Below are 19,612 nucleotides of genomic sequence, written 5' to 3'. Positions count from 1 at the left end.
CAGGCTCATCATCACGTCGGTCATCGGTGGTTCCTCGGTCAGGTTGGCTTTCGCAACTCCAACCATATCGACGTTCCGCCGATGACCACCTTCAACACCCAGCTACACCACGCCCGGGGACACGATCCCTCGATCGGCCGATATCTCGGCTGGTACAACGGTTCACGTCCTCACTCGAGTCTTGACCGGCGAACTCCGGATCAGGCCTACTTCAACAACACGCCGCTCCTCGCGGCGGCATGAACGAGGCGGGAATCCACTTAACGGATCGGCCCTGACTGTTCAAATCAGCGAGACCACCTCTGCCATTGGGCAAGCTCTCCAAGAGGGTCGCCAGCGACGCGAAGTGAGCGATGAGTTTGCCACCTCGGGCGAGCCCGGCCTCTACCTGGAGATCGAGCTCCCCTCAGCAGGCCGTGGTGTCATCGACCAACTCACCGATCGCCGTCAGAAGATGGAACTCGTCACTGTCCGCGAAACAGACCTGCCGGACGGCCGACTGGTTGCCTCTGTCTTTGTGCCCTCACGCGCCGAAGACTACTATTCCGAGAAAGTTCATGCCTATCGCGCGGAGGAAACAAACAAAGGTCGGCCCAAGAACGAGCCACTGATTTCGCGGATCGAGACGGTTCGGCTGGCGACGGCTCGCTCCCTCTTCACCGACGAAAGCCGCCGGCGGTCATTCATAGTCAGTCGTCGCGCTCAGGCCTGCCTCAAGACCTGCTATCAAGTCCGCCGTCGCTTCGAGACCGACGGAGAGTCTCAGAAGACCATCGGTGATTCCTGCGGCCTGCCTCGCTTCAGGGCCCATACTGAGGTGCGTCATGGTCGCTGGATGGGCCACGAGGCTTTCGACCCCGCCCAAAGATTCGGCGAGCGTGAAAACCTTTACTGCTTCGACAAACTGACTGGCAGCCACAGCGCCGTCCCTGAGTTCGAAGCTGAGCATGCCACCAAAACCCGATTGCTGCCGTTTTGCCGTCTCGTGGCCAGGGTGCGAAGGTAGGCCGGGATAGTGGACCGCCTTCACTTCTGCGCGTCCCTCCAAGAATCTTGCAATGACCGCGGCACTGTTGTCTTGCTGGCGAATTCGAGGAAACAGAGTACGTAGCCCGCGTAATGTGAGAAAAGAATCGAATGGCGCGCCCGTCACGCCTGTCGTATTTGCCCAATCACGGAGAATCTCGACATCACGAATTGTCGCCGCTACGACGACGCCGCCGACGACGTCTGAATGACCGTTGATATATTTTGTTGTCGAGTGAACGACAAAGTCGGCGCCCAAGGTCATTGGACGTTGCAATGCAGGCGAAAGAAAAGTGTTGTCGACAGCGACTCTTGCACCATGCGCATGTGCTTGAGCTGAAAGAGCCTGAATGTCGACGATCCGCATCAGAGGATTGCTTGGCGTTTCGACAAACACAAGCGAAGGTTTGCGATGTAGGGCCGCCGAAACCGCATCACCATCATTCTGGTCGATGAATATTGCGTCGAATTGCCCTTTGTCTCGCCGTCGGGCGAGCAGCCGGTAAGTTCCACCATAACAATCGTGGGGAGCGACGACCAAGTCGCCGGGACCGAGAGTCGAGAGAACGAGATCGATCGCGGCCATTCCCGATGACGCCACGACTCCGCCTGCGCCGCCTTCGAGCCGAGCCACGGCAGCTGCCAACATTTCCCGTGTGGGATTACCGGAGCGAGAATAATCGTAGGCACGCGGATGCTCGAAGCCGGAGAAGGTGAATGTGCTCGACAGAACAATGGGCGGCGTCACCGCCCCGAAGGCCGTGTCCGTCGCGATGCCAAAAGTGGCGGCTATGGTCTCCAGCTCAGTAGGGCCGGTCATTTGAACTCTCCATCTCTATTGCATTTCTACTGTGTTCATGAAATATACTAGAGAATAAAACACCGGAGTTGGGCGATCGTTTGGAAATTCTACTCCGGCGGCCGCCTGGCTCGACTTCCTGCTCTTGCCATAGCTCACGGACAGGAAGTCCTCTGCGCTCCGGTTCTCGAAAGCCGCGCCAGCCGTCGAGCCGGAGCGAATTTGCAAACGGCCTCCGATCGAAATCAGGAAAATATTTATAAATATTAGGTTAATGCTTATAAAATAATTTCCCAAAAAATTAGAAATCTTTGCAAAAACATGTGACATAATGAAATCAAATAATTCAGCATAGAAAAAGACTTTATCTCTCAATAGAGCTACGATAGACAGCGCATTTGCGCAAACTATTCCGTGCGAGTTCGATTAGGCCGACTTCACGTGTAGCTGCATGCACAAGATAGATCGAGTATGAGAATTCTGGAGCATCGGGAATCAAGCGCATCGCCCCTTGCGTCACGTATTTCTCGATAGAGCCGAGGCGAAAATATCCTTTTCCTCCCGAAGATAACAGGTAACTGCGGGCGAGAGGGCCAAAGTTGATGAGAACTGGTGGATTTGAAAATTGAGGAAGTGCCGCGTCATGATTTGATGAGAAACTTGGCCCCCAGTCGACATAGACGTAGTTGTCGACAACTGACGTGTGCGAACTCCCGTCAACTGTCGCGAGGACGAGTTTCTCGTCGACCAACAACTCTGCAATCAGGTCATCTGAATGCGGTGGATTGTGCATTACACCGAGATCAAGTGCGCCGTCGCGAACGAGCTCTATCAACCTTTCTTGCCGATCGATCTCGACACGAAGCGCCACACTCGGATTTTCTTGACGCATCAAGATGAGCCAGTCGAGGAGCATTGGGTCCCACAACGAAAGTTCTGCTCCGATAGCCAAACCCGCAGTATGACCCAATGGCAGTCGAATCTCCTGTTGTGCGCTCTCCCAAGTTTGCACTAAGGAAGCAGCATGGCGTCGGAAGCGTTCTCCCGCGACCGTCAATCTGGCACCCGACTTGTTGCGGACGAACAACTGTCGACCCAGATGGTCTTCGAGCAGCTTGATCCGAGCACTGACAGCGGTCGGAGTGACGCTCAACTTCTCGGCCGCAGAATAAAAGCTACCAGTTGCAATGATTGCCAAGAACGTGCGTGCAAGTGCAATGTCCATGGGTCAGTAATATCATCTGCGCATGAGAAAAGATATCTCATATATACGGCGAACCAGAATTCGTGTCCATTCGGTCCAACGAGAAATTGAATGTCAGGAGCCCGCCTCCGATCATCACGACGCTACGCGCATCAACTAGACCGACAACCATGCCGCAGAAGCTAATAGTGGTGATGAACAATGCACCAAGCCAACGGGAATTGACATGGTCTGCGGGGGTTACCAAGAATTGCGAAGGTCGAAGCGCCGGGGGGTGGATGCGTTTATTAGGCATGGTTGAACTCGTCTGTTCGGTATCTGCTTTGAGCGGGCCGATACGAACAGTGATCGAAGTTTCGAGCGGTCACCAACGATTTGTTTTGTGTTTTTGATGCAAGAAAGTTGAGCTGAAATTCGCTTTGGAAATGGGCGGAAATAGGTGTCGGATTCTGGATGCACCTGTTCCTTGCACTTCTATGGGAGGCGGATCACAGACCCGGTCCTTCGCGGGCTGCTGAAAAAGGCGGTTTCCCTCAGCGCGTTGGCGTGATTCAGTACCTCTGGTAATGAGACCTGTGCGCGGCAGGCCCATGGCATTGATTTTATGCGGTGAATGCGATTCTGACCGCGTTTTCGGAGAGGATGCCGGCCTCTGCTGATCTACGGCGCCGACGGTCGGCGCCTTCTCGAACGTCCCTCATGCGGCGGCCGCGAGGATGCTCAGGGTTCGTCTCATGTTGTAGGCGATTGCGGTGAGGCGGATCTGCAGAGAAGCCTTCGCCAGTCCCAACCATCGGATTCGCCGGAGGCCGTAGGATCGCTTCCAAGTCCCAAAGATCTTCTCGATTCGGCCTCGGATCCGGTGGATCGGCTGGTTCCAGGCGGCGAGCCGGGCCAGCGTCTCCTCCTCGTCGCGGCCCCACATCTGGGTGGCGATGATGCGCGGCGTTCCGCCTTTGGCCCGAACGGCCGCCCGGAACGTCTCGCCGCGATAGGCGCTGTCGGCGAAGACCTGACCGAGGTCGTCGGGAAGAGCGTCACCACCGGCCTTGCCATCATGGACGTTGGCCGGGGTGACAGCGATCACCTCGACCAGTGCCGTGTCGGCGCTGGCGCCGACGTGGGCCTTGAAGCCGTGGACCGCCGGCTTGCCCTTGTGTTTGACCCAGCGTGCTTCCTCATCGCCCTTGCTGGCGGAAGCGATGATGGTGGCGTCGACGAGCGTGCCCGTCTTCACCTGGATCGCCTTGGCCTTCAGCTGGGCCGTCACGTCGTCGAACAACACTCGACCGAGCCCGCGAGTGGTCAACGCCTTGCGAAAACGAACGAAGTCGGTGCGCTCCGGCGTCGGCTCGGCACCGGAGAAGTCGCAGAACCGACGGAACGACGCCCGATCGTCGAGCGTCTCGGCGAGCTTCACGTCCGACAGGTCGTGACCTGTCGGCGAGCAGCTGATCAACCGAGATTCAATCGATCAATGTCGCCAGATCGTCCAACGATGAGTGCCGACCTCCGGCATCGCCAAACCCGAAGCTCTCCTGTACAATCTGCCGTCGCGACATGATTCACCCTAATCCATCGCTATGATAGAGCGAATCATGCCGAAGGCCGATCGTCGAAAACTATCCGCGCACAAGTCTCATGAATATCTCGGCAAACACCATCACTCGCGACGGCCCGCCTGTCGAAGCAGGTTGTTGAATTTCTGAACGATGTCGCGACTACGACCTGTCAGCCCGACGACTGGCGTGCCGGATATTAGACCGCGTCTCACAGTGTCCCGATGCTCGCGATCCGCCCGTCGCGCAGATGGAATATGCGGTCGAAACGATTCCAGATCTTCTCGTCGTGGGTGACGACGACGACCGTCGCCGAATGTTCCACCGCCACTTTGCGCAGCAGATTCATGACGATGCCGGCGCGTTCGCCGTCGAGCGCCGCGGTCGGCTCGTCGGCGAGAATGATACGCGGGCGGTTGGCGAGCGCCCGGGCGATGGCGACACGCTGGGCCTCGCCGCCGGAGAGCGATGACGGCTTCGCCGTCTTGCGGTGGCCGACCTCGAGATAGTCGAGGAGCTCGTGGGCACGGGCGAAGGTGTCCGCCCTTGCCACCCCCGCCATGTCGAGGACCAAGGCGACGTTCTCGCTCACGTCGAGGAACGGCAGCAGATTGTGGAACTGGAATATGAAGCCGATCTTCTCGAGCCGCAGGCGTCTAAGGTCCGGCCGCAGCCACTTGCCTTCCCATACCGTCTCGCCATCGAGGCACAAGGTGCCGGCCGAGGGCTCGACGATGCAGCCGATCAGATTGAGCAGCGTCGTCTTGCCCGAGCCGGAGGGACCGAGGAGGCCGACCACTTCGCCGGGCCACAGCTCGAGATCGACCGCCCTCAGCGCATCGACGCGGGTCTCGCCCTCGCCAAAGTGCTTGGCGAGGGCGCGGCATTCGACCAGGGGACGGGGGGTATCGATTGTCATCTCAACCTCCCAGCGCCGTCGCCGGATCGACGCGCAGGGCGAGGCGGACGCCGAGCCCGCTCGCCACCAGACAGACGACGATCACCACTAGCCCGAGCGAGGCGGCGTCTTCCGGCAGCATCACCACACGGCGCGGGAAGAAGTCCTTGACCGAGGCGATCAAGCTCGCCCCGACGGAGAAGCCGATCAACCCGAGCGCCAACGCCTGCTGCACGATCAGCCCGACGATGCGGCCGTCGGGCGCGCCGATCAGCTTCAGTGTGGCGATCTCGCGGATCTTGTCCATGGTCATGGTGTAGATGATCAGCGCAATAATCACAGTGGAGACGGTGAGGAGCACCGTGGTGAAGAGGCCGATCTGCTGTCGCGCCTTCTCCACCACCGACCGTGTCAAGATCGCCTCCTGCTCGTCCTCCGTCATGGCGGCGAGATGCTTCCAGCGTTTCGCCGCCTCGACCACCGCCTCGATCGAGGCATCGGCGGCGACGCGCGCCACCACGGCATTGATCGTGTCGGGCGCGCCGGACACCACCGGCCCGCGCGCTGCCTCGCGCCGGGCTGGAGCGGGAGAGAGGCGGAACTGCAGCACCTGACTGTCCCTGAGCGCCATCCACACCACCGGATCGCCGCCGGAAGAGACCGCGTCGCGCGTCGTGCCGGCCACGGTGAAGACGTCGCCGCCGAGGCCGATGCGCTCACCGACGACGAGGCCGGTCTTGACGTCGGCGACGATCTCGAAGCGGCTGCGGGCGAGACCGCGACCCTCAGCGATCGCCGGCGGACCGCCGAGCCGGCCGGGTTCGTATCCGACCACCTGGAGGCGGAGCTTGCGGTCGCGGTGGGTCGCCTCCAGCGATTGAAAGGTCATCGAACCGGTCTCGGTGACGCCGGCGAGCCGGGCGATCGATTCGCGCGTGTCGCCGGGAATGCGCGAGCCTTCCGCGAAGGGACCGCGGGTGCCGGTCTCGACCACCCAGATCTCAGCACCCGGCGCGCGCACGAGCCCGAGCGCGTCGGCGACGAGGCCGCGATAGATGCCGATCATCGACAGCACCACCCCGAGCAGCAGCCCGAGCCCGACGGCGGTCATCAGGAAGCGCCCGAGATGGTGGCGGATGTCGCGCAGCGCTAGGTTCACGGCGTCGCCTCCGGGCTGGCGAGGCGCGCGGCGCGGCCGTCGCGGAAGCCGCCGGCATCCTTCGAGGTGACGACACGGGCGCCGTCGGGAAGTCCCTCGATCACCTCGATCCGGCCGTCGAGGAGACGGGCGCCGAGACCGAGGCGGGTCTCCTTCAGCCGACCATCGGCGACGACCCAGCCGACGGCCTCGGCCGGCCCGACCATGCGCAGAGCCGTCTCGGGCACCAGCAGGGCCCGCGCCAGACGGCCAGTGGTCACCACCACCTCCGCTTGTTCGCCGAGGTGGAACTCGGACGGGCAGTCATCGCAGGCGACGTAGACCCGGCGCTCCTCGCCGACCCGATCGTTCTCGAGGCCGACGCGGGCGACGCGCCCGGTGAAGGCGCGGTCGGGCCGCGAGCGCAGTCGCACTTCGGCCGCCTGATCAGCGGCGAGACCGCCGGCGCGAGCCTCGTCGACGAAGGCCTGGATCCACACCGAGGTCGGATCGACCAGGGTGAACAAGGCCTCGCCGGGGTTCATCACTGCGCCGAGTTCGCGGTGGCGGGCGATCACCACGCCGTCGAAAGGGGCGCGCAGGCGGTGGCGTTCGAGGAGGACACCGTCGAGCGCGGCCTGGGCGCGCGCCGCGGTAAGCGCCACCCGTGAGGCCTCGATGTCGCGCTCGGCAACAGCGGCATCGGCCTCGGCGACGCGGGCATCGAGTTCGGCCTGCTCGGCGGCTTCGATCGACACGGTCTGACGCTGGACCAGCGAGCGACGCCGCTCGTCGACCCGCCGCTTCTGCTGGGCGACGACCTGGGCGCGAGCGGCGAGCGCCTCGGACTTGGCGAGCGCCGCCTCCGCCGCCGCAACCCCGGCCTGCGACTTGTCGAGCCGGGCGCGGGCCTCGCCCTCGTCGAGCCGAGCGAGGAGATCGCCAGCTTTGACCCGGTCGCCATGATCGACCCGGGCCTCGACCAGCGCTGCCTGGGTCTCGAAGCCGAGCTTGGTGGCGATACGCGCCTCCTGGGTGCCGAGGCCGAAGACACGGACCGCGATATCGCTCTCAGGCCGCGCCACCTCGACCTCGACCGGACGCGAGGTCAGGAACATCCGCAGGCTGATCGCGGCGGCCGCGACGAGGATGATCACCAGCAGGAGGCGGAGTAGGCGTTTCATGGGCAGGACCCGGGTTGGGCCCGGACAAGCCCGGCCAGTTGCAGATCGAGGAGGTGTCGCGCCTCGGCGACGAGGTCGAAGCCGCGACCGGATAGCGACCAGCGAAGCGCGATACCCTGGACGAGGCCGAGGACGAGGAGGGCAGCGTCCTGCGGCGCGACAGACATCCGGGCGGCGAGAGGGCCGAAAGTGACGATGAACCGGCCGGTCAACTCCGTCATCAGGCGGCGAAACACCGCCGCCAGCGCCGGGTTCGACACACGGAGTTCGTGGGAGAAGATGATAGCCAGGACCGACGGCTCGCCGGCGACCAGACCGGTATGGGCCGCGACGATGCGGCGTATGGTCTCGGTCGGCGACGGCGATCCACCTTCGGCTTCGTTCCAGGCGGCCCGTATCCGCGTGGCGACATGCTCGGCGACCGCTACCCACAGCGCCTCGCGCGTCGGGAAATGGCGAAAAATTGCCGGCTGCGAGATGCCGACGGCCGCCGCCACGGCCAGTGTGCCGAGCCGATCGGGTCCGACTTCGACGGAGAGTCGGAGAACAGCCTCGATGATCTCGGTTCGACGGAGGTCGGCAGGTTTGCGCATGAATCACATAATTAGTTTGTACTAACTAACTTATAATGAAGGATCCGACCTTATGCAAGTCGTGGGACAGCTTCGCTCCGATGCGAGCCGACGACTTGATGCGCACCGATACCCTCTGTTCGACAAGAGTAGTCGAGGCCCTGCCTCATCACGAACAGCGGGCGGGCCATGGCCGATCAGGGACCATCCTTCGTTTACGCCTGTTCGGATATGCCGACGACCGATGGGAGGGCGGCAAAGGCATTCAAGCCGTCCGCAGGAAAACTCGCGACGCAATTTTTTGCTTCTTCATCGTCGGGGATCGCCGTCACGGTCCGACGCAATCACCTCTCCGCCTGCCCAGCAGGCGCGTCGAGTATCGAAATCGCACGCGGCAACCAGGGGAATCGCTCCGATGTGACGGGAGGCTGGCTTGCGCCGAACTTGGACGAGCCAGCCTCACCAACGGGTCAATCCTTGTTCGAGACGCCGGCCTCCTCGAACGTCGCCATGCCCGAATGATAGGCCGCGGCGAGCCTGACGAGCCCCATGGCGGCGGCGGCACCGGTGCCCTCGCCGAGGCGAAGTCCGAGATCCAGCAGCGGCTCACGTCCCATCATCTTCAGGCACTTCACGTGAGCCGGCTCGGCGGAGCGGTGTGCGAAGAGGCAGTGATCGATCCCGTCCGGCACCATGGCGAAGACTACGGCGGCGGCGGTGGTCGTGACGAACCCGTCCAGGACGATCGGCACGCGGGCATGGCGAGCCGCAACGATGGCACCGACCATGGCCGCGATTTCACGCCCACCGATGCGGCGCAGCACCTCCAACCCATCCCGCTCGCCACCGAGCCGCGCCGCCGCCCGACCGACGATCCGCGCCTTGTTGGCGAGCATCTCTCCCGCGACGCCGGTCCCCGGGCCGACCCATTCTTCCGGGCTTCCGCCGAAGAGCGCCAGATAGACGGCCGACGCCACGGTCGTGTTGCCGATGCCCATTTCGCCGAACCCCAAGAGATCCGTGCCCGACGTGGCGACCGACATGCCGACGCGGATCGCGGCGACGAGATCGTCGTCGTCGAAGGCATCCTCTTCGGAAATGTCGGGCGTCGGACGATCGAGGTCGAGCGGATGCACTTCGAGAGCGAGGCGATTGGCGGCGCAGAACTGGTTGATCGCCGCGCCGCCGGCGGCGTAGTTGGCCACCATCTGCGCCGTCACCTCCTTCGGGAAGGCCGAGACGCCCCTGTCGGCCACGCCGTGATTGGCCGCGAACACGGCGACCAACGGCTCTTCGACCGTCAGGGGGACGCGGCCCGTCCAGGCCGCCAGCCATTCGCCGACCTCCTCGATCCGCCCGAGCGAACCGGGAATCTTGGTGAGTCGCGCGTCTCGCTCGCGAAAGACCCGGCGCGCCTCCTCCGACGGACCGGGCATCGTGGCGACGAGCCGACGAACATCGGCGAGCGTTTCCACGGAAAGCGACGAATTCTCGATGTGTGCGATGGTGTCCATGGTTCCCCTCATGGATCGAGACACCGTCTTCCCCGTCCTCGGGAAGCGGTCGATCGTCCAGGCCGGTCTTCCGGCTGAGGTTCACCTCGATCCGCGCGCCTTCCCGACCGAAGCCAGTGGCGACATGCGCGGACGATCCCCTTCACGGCGTTGGGCACGCAGCGGATTTTCACCGCTTTCCCGATTCTCCCGACCGAGGCCGGGCACCTGAACGCGGAGAAACTGCCATCGCCGAGCCCGAGACGCCATGGCGAAAAGGTCACACCGTTCCGACGCGTTCGGATCGACCCGTCCCATCGAGGCGACGCGGACGCCCGCTCACGACGGGCAGCGGGGGACCCCGGCCCTGTGTCTGGCGAGATGGGACGGCGTCCGGCTCTTCGGCACCTTGTGGATGAAGTTGTAGCGCGCGACGTGATAGCTCGGATCGAAGCCGTAGAAATTGAGCTTCATGTGGTCGAGCTCTTCGAACCGATGGGTCGCGAGCGGCTTTGCCGTCTCGTCGACCGCTCTCGCCGCGCGCTTCTCGGCAAGGAGCGCGTCGAGGTTCGGATCGGCCGCGAGCGCCTTCGCCCGCGCCACCACCATCGCCCCGAACTCGGCAACCGAACGGCCGAAGCGGGCATCGACGAGCCCGAGCCGCTCCGCCTCGAGGGTCCCCATCGGCAGACGTGCCTCGGTCACCTCGCGCGCCTTGTCGGGCCCGCAGCGCCGCGGCAGCAGGTAGGTCCAGTATTCCGAGCCGTAGAGGTTGCCCATGCCCTTGTAGTGGGGGTTGAGGATGACGTCCTCGCGGGCGAAGACGAGGTGGGCGGCGAGCGCCATGAACACGCCGCCGGCGCCGGCATTGCCGTGCATCGCCGCGATCGTCAACTGCCGGTCGCAGCAGATGATCTCGCGGCAGAGATCGTTCATCGCGTTGATGTTGGCCCAGCTCTCGTTCGCCGGGCTCGCCGCCGTCTCGATCGAGCAGAGGTCGATGCCGTTCGACCAGAAGTCCGGCCCGCCCATCAGCACGATCACCCGGGTCGGCCGTCTGGTCGCCGCGACGAAGGCTTCGCGCAGCCTTTCGCACCGATCCGTGCTCATCGCGCCGTTGACGAAGGGGAAGTGCAGAAGACCGACGCCATCGACCTCCTCGTAGCGGATGTCGCGATGGCCGGGGATCTCCGGCAGCGCCTCCGCGCCATCCAGGACGGAGGTCGCGGGAAGCTTCAGCGCATGGGGCGCCTTCCGTCTGAGATGGCCGATCCATACCGCGCCGTCGCGGGTCGCCCGCGCCACCGCCCCGCCGGAGCGGGCGAGCAGGGAGCCGGGCGGGCCGGCGAGCGCCTCGGCCGGATGCGCGTCGTGGAGGTAGACGGCGACGCCGGCGATCTCGTCGAGGAGGCCGGGGGTGCCGTCGGCGGAGCGGATCTTGCGGAGCACCGTCGCGGTGTCGTCTTCGGCCCAGTCGACGGCGCGGTCGGCCTGCCGCATCGCCGGCCGCCAGACGGACGTCTCGGGTCGCGCCGGCGAACCGTCGGGAATCCTGTCGAGCGCCTCGAGCACCGCCTCGACCGCCGCGTCGGCCACTTCGTTGCGATAGAGGCTCGACTTGGTCGCCGGCCGAAGCGGGAAACGACGGCTCGCCCACACCGGGCCGGCGTCCATCACCGCTTCGGCCTGGAGGACCGTCACGCCCCAGCTCTCGGCCCCCTCGAGCACCGCCCAGTCGAGCGCGGCGGGGCCGGCATCGCCGACCGGTCCGGGATGCACCACCAGGCAGAGGTGGTCGCGCCAGACGACCTCGGGGATGGCGCGCTTCAGGAACGGTGCGACGATCACCTGCGGGTCGGAGAGCGCCACCGCCTCGATCGTCACCGCGTCGTTGACGTCGAATTCGAGCGTCACCTCGTGCCCGAGTTCCTGCAGCTTCACCCACAGGCGTTGGGTGAGGCTGTTGAAGGAATGCGCGAGAAGGAGGATTCGCATGGCTCGGGCCTCGACTGGGGTTCGTGTCGGATGGGCGATGGAGATCGTCGGTCGCGGGCGGTCCCACCCGCGGCTTCGGCGAGACGAGGGATCAGGAGACGACCTTGGCGCGGTCGCGGAAGCGGCCGTAGGTCCAGTGGGCGGCGCAGGCGCCCTCGGCGGAGACCATGCAGGAGCCGAGCGGCGTCTCCGGGGTGCAGGCGGTGCCGAAGACCTTGCAGTCGGTCGGCTTCTTGACGCCGCGCAGGATGGCGCCGCATTCGCAGGCCTTGTTGTCCGGGACCTGGTCCTGCGGCACGTTCCAGCGCCGTTCGGCGTCCCACTCGCCGTAGGCCTCCTTGATGCGCAGCGCCGAATAGGGCACCTGCCCGAGGCCGCGCCATTCGAACACCCGGCGCAGTTCGAAGATCTCGGCGACCAGAGCCTTGGCCTTCTCGTTGCCGTCGCGGGTGACGGCGCGGGCGAATTCGTTCTCGACCTCGTGACGGCCTTCGTCGATCTGGCGGATCAGCATGCGGACCGCCAATAGGACGTCGAGCGGCTCGAAGCCGGCGATCACCACCGGGCGGCGGTATTCGTAGGCGAAGTACTCGTAGGGCCGCGAGCCGATCACCACCGAGACGTGGGCCGGGCCGATGAAGCCGTCGAGCTTGACCGTGCCGAGCTCGCGCACTTCGGGACTGTCCAGGATCTGCGTGATCGCCGAGGGCGTCAGGACGTGATTGCAGAAGATCGAGAAGTTGCGCAGGCCACGGGCCTCGGCCTGTTTGATCGCCACCGCGGTCGGCGGGGTGGTGGTCTCGAAGCCGATGGCGAAGAAGACGACCTGGGCGTCGGGATTGGCCTCGGCGATCGTCAGCGCATCGAGGGTCGAATAGACCATGCGGATGTCGCAGCCCTCGGCCTTGGCCTTGAGCAGCGACAAGCGCTTCGAACCGGGCACGCGCAGCAGGTCGCCGTAGGTGCAGAGGATCACCCGATCCTGCCGCGCCAACCAGATGGCCGCGTCGATGCGGCCGACCGGGAGCACGCACACCGGACACCCCGGACCGTGCACCAGCCGGACGTTGCCGGGCAGGATGTCCTCGAGCCCGTAGCGGCTGATCGCATGGGTGTGGCCGCCGCAGAACTCCATGATGTGATAGGTGCGCGAGGGATCGATTTCCGCGGCGATGGCTCGGGCCATGTCGCGCGCCACGGCGCCGTTGCGATATTCGTCGACGTATTTCATCGATGCGGCTCCGAAAGGATCTCGATCGTCGCGGAGGCGGGCCTCCGGCATCGGGTCGAGGATCTTACACGCACCAGCCCGTTTCGAAACCGTCGCCATGACGACGCACCGATCGCCACCGCTTCGAGCCCGCGATCGGATCGATTTGATTTCCACTGGAAAGCCGCCGACCACCGGGCGAAGTCGAAGGCGGTGCCACGTGCCCACCTTTCGAAGACGGTGATACCGACCGTCACCGACCGCGCAACTTCAGAATGAGCTGCAAGAGGTTGGCGACAAGGAGCGACAGGGCGACCACCTGCCAGAAGCGCAACGGATTGCGCTCGGCGAGCGGCCGCGAACCGGTCGCCGGGTTGCGCGTCGTCGGCTGCCGGAGTTCGTGGGTGAATTCAGACAACGCCTCGTAGCGCTTCGCCGGATCAACGGCGACGGCTCGCTTCAACACCTCGTCGACCCAGGCAGGGATGGCGCGATCGTCGTCGAGAGCCGAGGCATAGGCGAGGCGTCGCTGCGCCGCCCGCGTCCGTGCGCCCGCCACCCGCGTGCCGTAGGGCAGCCGCCCGGTCAGCATGTGGTAGGCGATGACGCCGAGCGAATAGAGGTCGGACCGCGTCGAGCCGCCTTCGCCGAGATAGTACTCGGGCGCGGTGTATTGGGCGGTCCCGAGGATCTCGGTCGCATCGAGATCGGGCGCCGCCTCGATCACGCCGGCGACCCGGGTCGAGCCGAAGTCGATGATCTTCACCGTGCCGGAGCGGTCGATCATGATGTTGGCCGGGCGCAGGTCCTGGTGCAGCATCTCCTTGCGGTGGAAGGCGCGCAGCCCCTTGGCGATCTGCTCGACGATGCCGCGCACCACCTCGAGGCTCGGCGTCGGGTTGTCGATCATCCACTGCGCCAGGGTCTGGCCGTCGACATGTTCGGTGACGATGTAGAGGAAGTTGCGCCGCCGCGTCGCCGGCATCGGCTTCAGAACATGCGGACTGTCGATCCGCCGCGCCACCCACTCTTCCATCATGAAGCGTTTGAGATAGGCCGGATCGCCGCGCAGATCGACCGACGGTATCTTGATCACCACCGGCCTGTCGTCGTCGAGATCGGTGGCGAGATGGATGTGGCTGCGGCTCGAGGCGTGGATCTGCCGCTCGATCCGGTAGCCCTCGAACACCTGCCGCGCCTCGAGCAGCGGCGGCGGCGGCAGCTCCCCCGCCCGCCCGATCGCCTCGCCGGCGTCGCCGTCGGGCAGCTCGTCGATGCGCACGATCTGGATCGTCAGGTTGTCGCCACTGCCCGACGCCATCGCCTCGGCGACGACGGCGCGGGCCGCCGCGTCGAGATCGTCGGCGTGCGCGGCGATCGCCTCGATCACGAACTTCGCCGAGACGTGGTCGTGGACGCCGTCGGTCGTGAGCACGAAGACGTCGCCGCGCGCCAGCGGCAGGGTGGTGTGATCGATCTCGACGTCGCGCGCCATCCCTAAGGCGCGGGCGAGATAGGACTGCTCGGACGAGACCACCAGCCGATGATCCTCGGTGAGCTGTTCGAGCGCCGCGCCGACCACGCGCGCGATGCGGCTGTCGCCGACGTGGAAGAGATGCGCCGTCGCCGATTTCAGCACCAGTCCGGAGAAGGTGGTGACATAGCCCTTGTCGCGGTCATGGGCCCAGCGGCTGCGCCGGGTCTCGGCATGGAGCCAGGAGTTGGAGGCCGCCAGCACCCGATGCACCGAGGTCGCCACCGACCAGGCGTCCGAGGTGCAGTAGTAGTCGGTGAGGAAGCTCTTGACCGCCGTCTCGCTCGCCACCCGGGAGACCGCGCTCGACGAGATGCCGTCGGCGAGGGCGACGGCGACGCCCTTGAGGCCGAGCGCCGGCTGCGCCGGGATCACCGCCCCGTGGAAGTCCTGGTTGGCCTCCTTCACCCCCGTGTCCGAGTGCTGACCGATCGAGATTGTGAGACTGCGCGCCATCGGGTGCCTCGGACGGGAGGACGGGCCATCGCCTGAGGGCGAGGACCCTTGTGGTCGAAATCCGAAGCTTGCGTCCCGCAAGCGTCGGATTGTTTCGACCACAAGGTCGATGAGTGGGTGGTTCTGATTCACGAGACGGATGGCAACCATCCGTCTCGATCGAACCACCAGTCGGATCAGGCGACCGAGCGCTTGGCGCCGGTCTTGATGTGGGTCGAATAGAGCGTCAGTCCGACGAAGCTGATACCGCCGACGAGGTTACCGATCACCGTCGGGATCTCGTTCCAGATCATGTAGTCCATGATCGAGAACTTGCCGCCGAGCATCAGCCCGGAGGGGAAGAGATACATGTTCACGATCGAGTGCTCGAAGCCCATGTAGAAGAACAGCATGATCGGCATCCACATGCCGATCACCTTGCCCGACACCGTCGTCGACATCATCGCGGCGACGACGCCGGTCGACACCATCCAGTTGCACAGCACCCCGCGGATGAACAGCGTCAGCATACCGGCGGCGCCGTGCGCGGCGTAGCCGACGGTACGGCCCTCGCCGATCGTGCCGATCGCCTTGCCGACCGCGTTGGGCGCCTCGGTGAAGCCGAAGGTGAAGACGATCGACATCATCAGCGCGACGGTGAGCGCCCCGGCGAAGTTGCCGAAGAACACGAGGGTCCAGTTGCGCAGCATGCCGCCGACGGTGCAGCCCGGGCGCTTGTCGATCACCGCCAGCGGCACCAGGGTGAAGACGCCGGTCAGGAGGTCGAAGCCGAGCAGGTAGAGCAGGCAGAAGCCGACCGGGAACAGGATGCCGCCGGCCAGCGGCTGCCCGGTGTTGACGTTGATGGTGACGGCGAAACAGGCGGCGAGCGCCAGGATCGCCCCGGCCATGTAGGCGCGGATGAAGGTGTCGCGGGTCGACATGAAGATCTTCGCCTCGCCGGCGTCGACCATCTTGGTCACGAATTCGGAAGGTGCGAGATAGGCCATGGTGTGTCCTCGGGATGTCGAAGGGCTGAAGGAGGCGGGGGCTCAGGCGGCGGCGGCCACGCCCATGTCGATGAAGATGCGATCGTTCTCGATCTTGATCGGGAACGACCGGGCGCAGCCGTGATCGGCCCCGGTGGCGTCGCCGCTCTCCAGATCGATGATCCAGTTGTGCAGGGGACAGGCGACCTTGCGGCCGTGGACGATGCCCTCGGAGAGCGGGCCGCCCTTGTGCGGGCAGCGGTTCTCCAGGGCGAAGACCTCGTCGTTGGCGGTGCGGAACACCGCGATCTCGCGACGCGGCACCTGGACGGTGCGGGCGCCACGCTTGGGGATCGAGGACAGCGGTCCGAGATCGAACCAATATTGCCGGGAAACGTCCATGGTTCAGACCTCCACGAGAACGGGGGGGATGATGGCGAGCTTGGCGAGGGGGGTGAACTCGTGCAGTTCGTGACCGGCGGCGCGCTCGGCCCACGGGTCCTTGCGCACGGCGCGCTGCGCCACGACGAAGCGGTCGTAGAGGGCGCGGCGGTTGGCGAGGTCGTCGATGACCTCGGCGCGCAGCGTGTCTAGCCCGATCTTGTCGACCCACTTGTAGAGCCGGTCGAGATAGGCCGCCTGCTCGCGGTAGGCCTGGAGCACCGCGGCGCAGACCTCCAGCGCGTCCTCCTCGGTGTCGACGTGGCCGAGCAGATCGGTGGCGCGCACGTGCAGACCGGCGGCGCCGGCGACGTGGATGTCGTAGCCACTGTCGACACAGATCACGCCGATGTCCTTGACCGTCGCCTCGGCGCAGTTGCGCGGGCAGCCGGAGACGGCGAGCTTGACCTTCGCCGGCGTCCACGAGCCGCACATCAGCCGCTCCATCTTGACGCCAAGGCCCATGCTGTCCTGGGTGCCGAAGCGGCACCACTCCTTGCCGACGCAGGTCTTCACCGTGCGCAGGCCCTTGGCATAGGCCTGGCCGGAGACCAGCCCCGAGGCGTTGAGCTGCGCCCACACCGCCGGCAGGTCCTCCTTGCGCACGCCGATCAGGTCGATGCGCTGGCCGCCGGTGACCTTGACTGTCGGGATCTTGAAGCGATCGGCGACGTCGGCGATGGCACGCAGCTCGTCGGGGGTGGTGAGCCCGCCCCACATCCGCGGCACCACCGAGAAGGTGCCGTCCTTCTGGATGTTGGCGTGGACGCGCTCGTTGACGTAGCGCGACTGCGGATCGTCGCGGTATTCGCCGGGCCAAGCGGCGACCAGATAGTAGTTGAGCGCCGGCCGGCACGACGGGCAGCCGCAGGAGGTCTTCCAGCCGAGCTCCTGCATCACCGCCGGCACCGACTTCAGCGTCTTGGCGTCGATGCGCTCGCGCACCTCCTCGTGGGTGAGCTCGGTGCACTTGCACATCGGCTTGCGGGCGGCGGCCGAATAGGCGTCGCCGAGGGTGACCGCGAGCACCGCCTCGACCTTGGAGGTGCACTGACCGCAGGAGGCCGAGGCCTTGGTCACGGCGCGGACCTCGTCGAGGCCGCTCAGCCCCTTGGTGGTGATCGCCTGGACGATCGTGCCCTTGCACACGCCGTTGCAGCCGCAGATCTCGGCGTCGTCGGAGAGCGCCGCCACCGCCGCCAGCGGATCGAGCACGCCGCCGCCCTGGAAGGCCTGGCCGTAGATCAGCGTCTCGCGCATGTCCGAGACGTCGGCGTGCTTGCGGATCAGGTCGAAGTACCAGGAGCCGTCGGCGGTGTCGCCGTAGAGCACGGCGCCGACGATGCGGCCGTCGCGCAGGATGACCCGCTTGTAGACCCCGCGCGCCGGATCGCGCAGCACCACCTCGTCGTTGTCGTCGCCTTCCGAGAAGTCGCCGGCCGAGAACAGATCGACGCCGGTGACCTTGAGCTTGGTCGAGGTGACCGAGCCGACGTAGCCCGGAACCGGTTCGCCGGCGATCCGGCCGGCCAGCACCTTGGCCATCTCGTAGAGCGGCGCGACCAGCCCGTAGCAGGCGCCGCGATGCTCGACGCATTCGCCGACCGCGAAGATGTTCGCGTCGCTGGTGGCGAGGTGATCGTCGACGACGACGCCGCGCTTGACCTCGAGCCCGGCCGCCTTGGCGAGCGCCGCGTTGGGCCGGATGCCGACCGCCATCACCACGAGGTCGGCGGGCAGCGTGCGGCCGTCGTCGAGCCGGACGCCCTCGACCTTGCCGTCGCCGAGGATCGCGGTGGTGTTGGCGCCGGTCTCCACCGTGATGCCGCGCTTCTCGATCGCCTTGCGCAGCAGATAGGCGGCGTTCTGGTCGAGCTGGCGCTCCATCAGGATCGGCATCAGGTGGACCACCGTCACCGTCATGCCCTTGGCGGCCAGACCCGCCGCCGCCTCGAGGCCGAGCAGGCCGCCGCCGATCACCACGGCGCTGCCGCCGCGGCCCGCCGCCGCCAGCATCGCCTCGACGTCGTCGAGATCGCGGAAGGTGACGACGCCCGGCAGATCCTTGCCCGGCACCGGGATGACGAAGGGATCGGAGCCGGTGGCGAGCACCAGCGTGTCGTAGGGCTCGCTCGCCCCCGACGCGGTCGTCACCGTGCGGGCGGCGCGATCGATCGCCACCACCTTGTCGCCGCGCCGCAGGTCGACGCCGTGGCCCGCGTACCAGTCCTCGTCGTGGATGACGATATCGGCGAAGGCCTTGTCGCCGGCCAGCACCGGCGACAGCATGATCCGGTCGTAGTTGACCCGCGGCTCGGCGCCGAAGATCGTCACGTCGTGCCCGCCGGGGGCCCGCGCGAAGAGTTCCTCGAGCATGCGGCCCGCCGCCATGCCGTTGCCGACGACGACGAGTTTGCGGCGACACTTGTTTGGGGACGTCATCAAGTACACTCCTACGTCGAACCAATCAGGACGAACGCAGGACACCGACAGGACCGCGAGTGATCGTCACGACACGGCCGACCTCCTCTCGGTGACGAGAGATGATCGAAAGGCTGGAGCCTGCGCGTCGGCCATCGTTGGCCTAGCAACCGCAATGCGGCCGTCGTCGTTGACGATCCCTGCCACAGCACACTTCGTGCCAAGCGCGGCCAACCTCGTGCGGTGGCGAGAATCGGAATTTCTCTACCGGCGCCCCCGCCGCCAGAAGGTGGTTGTGCGCACTTCTTCAGCATGTCATGCACGACTGACGTAAATCTGATGCAATATTATGCAGTTCGAGTCGACTCTGAATGCCGGGCATCACTCGAAGGATGTTCGTCGGTTTGGGCGTATTCGCCCTCATCGATGGACCGAATACCACGATGCGACCGCCGCCCGCGCGCTCGTCCAATCTGGAGACCGACGCACGTTCCGCCGTCAAGACGACGCGAAATCGCAATCACTTAGGCCGAAGCCGTGCAAATTTCATACGTACTTGATCGTAGTCAAACACTCGCACCTTCGCAGGCACCAAACTCGACATTCTCTCAATCGATTGGAATACGCGGCGGCGACCGCCGCAACGTGCATCGCAGAAGCCGAGCATTCCGTCGCCCCCGACCGAGCGGGCCATGACTCGACGGGCAAGTTCTC

General features: G+C 65.2%; 15 protein-coding genes and 1 riboswitch. Of the genes, 1 reads left to right on the top strand and 14 read right to left on the bottom strand.

Going from position 1 to position 19,612, the window contains the following annotated elements:
- On the top strand, positions 1-243 hold a 243-nt coding region (locus tag J3S89_RS09490; protein ID WP_217927263.1), incomplete at its 5' end, for a hypothetical protein.
- Between the two features lie 436 nt (positions 244-679).
- Here the strand turns inward: J3S89_RS09490 and metB are convergent.
- From metB to nirB, 14 genes are all read right to left on the bottom strand, one after another.
- A complete protein-coding gene (metB, locus tag J3S89_RS09485) occupies positions 680-1,846 on the bottom strand; it encodes a cystathionine gamma-synthase (RefSeq protein ID WP_217927259.1) in 1,167 nt (388 codons plus the stop codon).
- A 343-nt stretch (positions 1,847-2,189) separates the two neighbouring features.
- Positions 2,190-3,050: a LysR family transcriptional regulator gene (locus tag J3S89_RS09480; protein WP_217927258.1), complete on the bottom strand. Its 861-nt coding sequence runs from the start codon at positions 3,048-3,050 to the stop codon at positions 2,190-2,192.
- Between the two features lie 676 nt (positions 3,051-3,726).
- A complete protein-coding gene (locus J3S89_RS09475; protein ID WP_230489129.1) occupies positions 3,727-4,449 on the bottom strand; it encodes an IS5 family transposase in 723 nt (240 codons plus the stop codon).
- Positions 4,450-4,799: 350 nt separating this feature from the next.
- On the bottom strand, positions 4,800-5,507 hold the full coding sequence (locus J3S89_RS09470) for an ABC transporter ATP-binding protein (RefSeq protein WP_217927257.1): 708 nt from the start codon (positions 5,505-5,507) through the stop codon (positions 4,800-4,802).
- 1 nt (position 5,508) lies between these two features.
- The gene (locus tag J3S89_RS09465) at positions 5,509-6,645 is read right to left on the bottom strand and encodes an ABC transporter permease (RefSeq protein WP_217927256.1); all 1,137 of its coding nucleotides are present in this window, start codon (positions 6,643-6,645) and stop codon (positions 5,509-5,511) included.
- Positions 6,642-7,808 (bottom strand): efflux RND transporter periplasmic adaptor subunit, encoded by a 1,167-nt coding sequence (locus J3S89_RS09460; RefSeq protein WP_217927255.1) that lies wholly within the window; start codon positions 7,806-7,808, stop codon positions 6,642-6,644. The genes J3S89_RS09465 and J3S89_RS09460 overlap by 4 nt, the downstream gene beginning before the upstream one ends.
- Positions 7,805-8,401 carry a TetR/AcrR family transcriptional regulator gene (locus J3S89_RS09455; protein ID WP_217927254.1) on the bottom strand — a complete coding sequence of 199 codons (597 nt, stop codon included), beginning with the start codon at positions 8,399-8,401 and terminating at the stop codon, positions 7,805-7,807. The genes J3S89_RS09460 and J3S89_RS09455 overlap by 4 nt, the downstream gene beginning before the upstream one ends.
- A gap of 449 nt (positions 8,402-8,850) precedes the next feature.
- Positions 8,851-9,894, bottom strand: a complete 1,044-nt coding sequence (cobT, locus tag J3S89_RS09450; RefSeq protein WP_217927253.1) for a nicotinate-nucleotide--dimethylbenzimidazole phosphoribosyltransferase — start codon at positions 9,892-9,894, stop codon at positions 8,851-8,853.
- Between the two features lie 43 nt (positions 9,895-9,937).
- Positions 9,938-10,120: riboswitch (cobalamin riboswitch) on the bottom strand.
- Between the two features lie 92 nt (positions 10,121-10,212).
- The gene (locus J3S89_RS09445; protein ID WP_217927252.1) at positions 10,213-11,868 is read right to left on the bottom strand and encodes a hydrogenase maturation protein; all 1,656 of its coding nucleotides are present in this window, start codon (positions 11,866-11,868) and stop codon (positions 10,213-10,215) included.
- Positions 11,869-11,959: 91 nt separating this feature from the next.
- A complete protein-coding gene (gene hypD / locus J3S89_RS09440) occupies positions 11,960-13,099 on the bottom strand; it encodes a hydrogenase formation protein HypD (RefSeq protein WP_217927251.1) in 1,140 nt (379 codons plus the stop codon).
- Positions 13,100-13,331: 232 nt separating this feature from the next.
- Positions 13,332-15,068: a bifunctional protein-serine/threonine kinase/phosphatase gene (locus J3S89_RS09435; protein ID WP_217927250.1), complete on the bottom strand. Its 1,737-nt coding sequence runs from the start codon at positions 15,066-15,068 to the stop codon at positions 13,332-13,334.
- A gap of 176 nt (positions 15,069-15,244) precedes the next feature.
- Complete coding sequence (locus J3S89_RS09430) at positions 15,245-16,057, bottom strand: formate/nitrite transporter family protein (protein ID WP_217927249.1); 813 nt, start codon at positions 16,055-16,057, stop codon at positions 15,245-15,247.
- 42 nt (positions 16,058-16,099) lie between these two features.
- Complete coding sequence (gene nirD / locus J3S89_RS09425; protein WP_217927248.1) at positions 16,100-16,438, bottom strand: nitrite reductase small subunit NirD; 339 nt, start codon at positions 16,436-16,438, stop codon at positions 16,100-16,102.
- Between the two features lie 3 nt (positions 16,439-16,441).
- Complete coding sequence (nirB, locus tag J3S89_RS09420; RefSeq protein WP_217927247.1) at positions 16,442-18,919, bottom strand: nitrite reductase large subunit NirB; 2,478 nt, start codon at positions 18,917-18,919, stop codon at positions 16,442-16,444.
- Positions 18,920-19,612: the final 693 nt, after the last annotated feature.

Origin of the sequence: Pinisolibacter aquiterrae (assembly GCF_019160155.1) — a bacterium.
Lineage (GTDB): Bacteria > Pseudomonadota > Alphaproteobacteria > Rhizobiales > Ancalomicrobiaceae > Pinisolibacter > Pinisolibacter aquiterrae.
The sequence above is the reverse complement of the archived record's forward strand: the minus strand, read 5'-3'. Positions and strand labels throughout refer to the sequence as shown.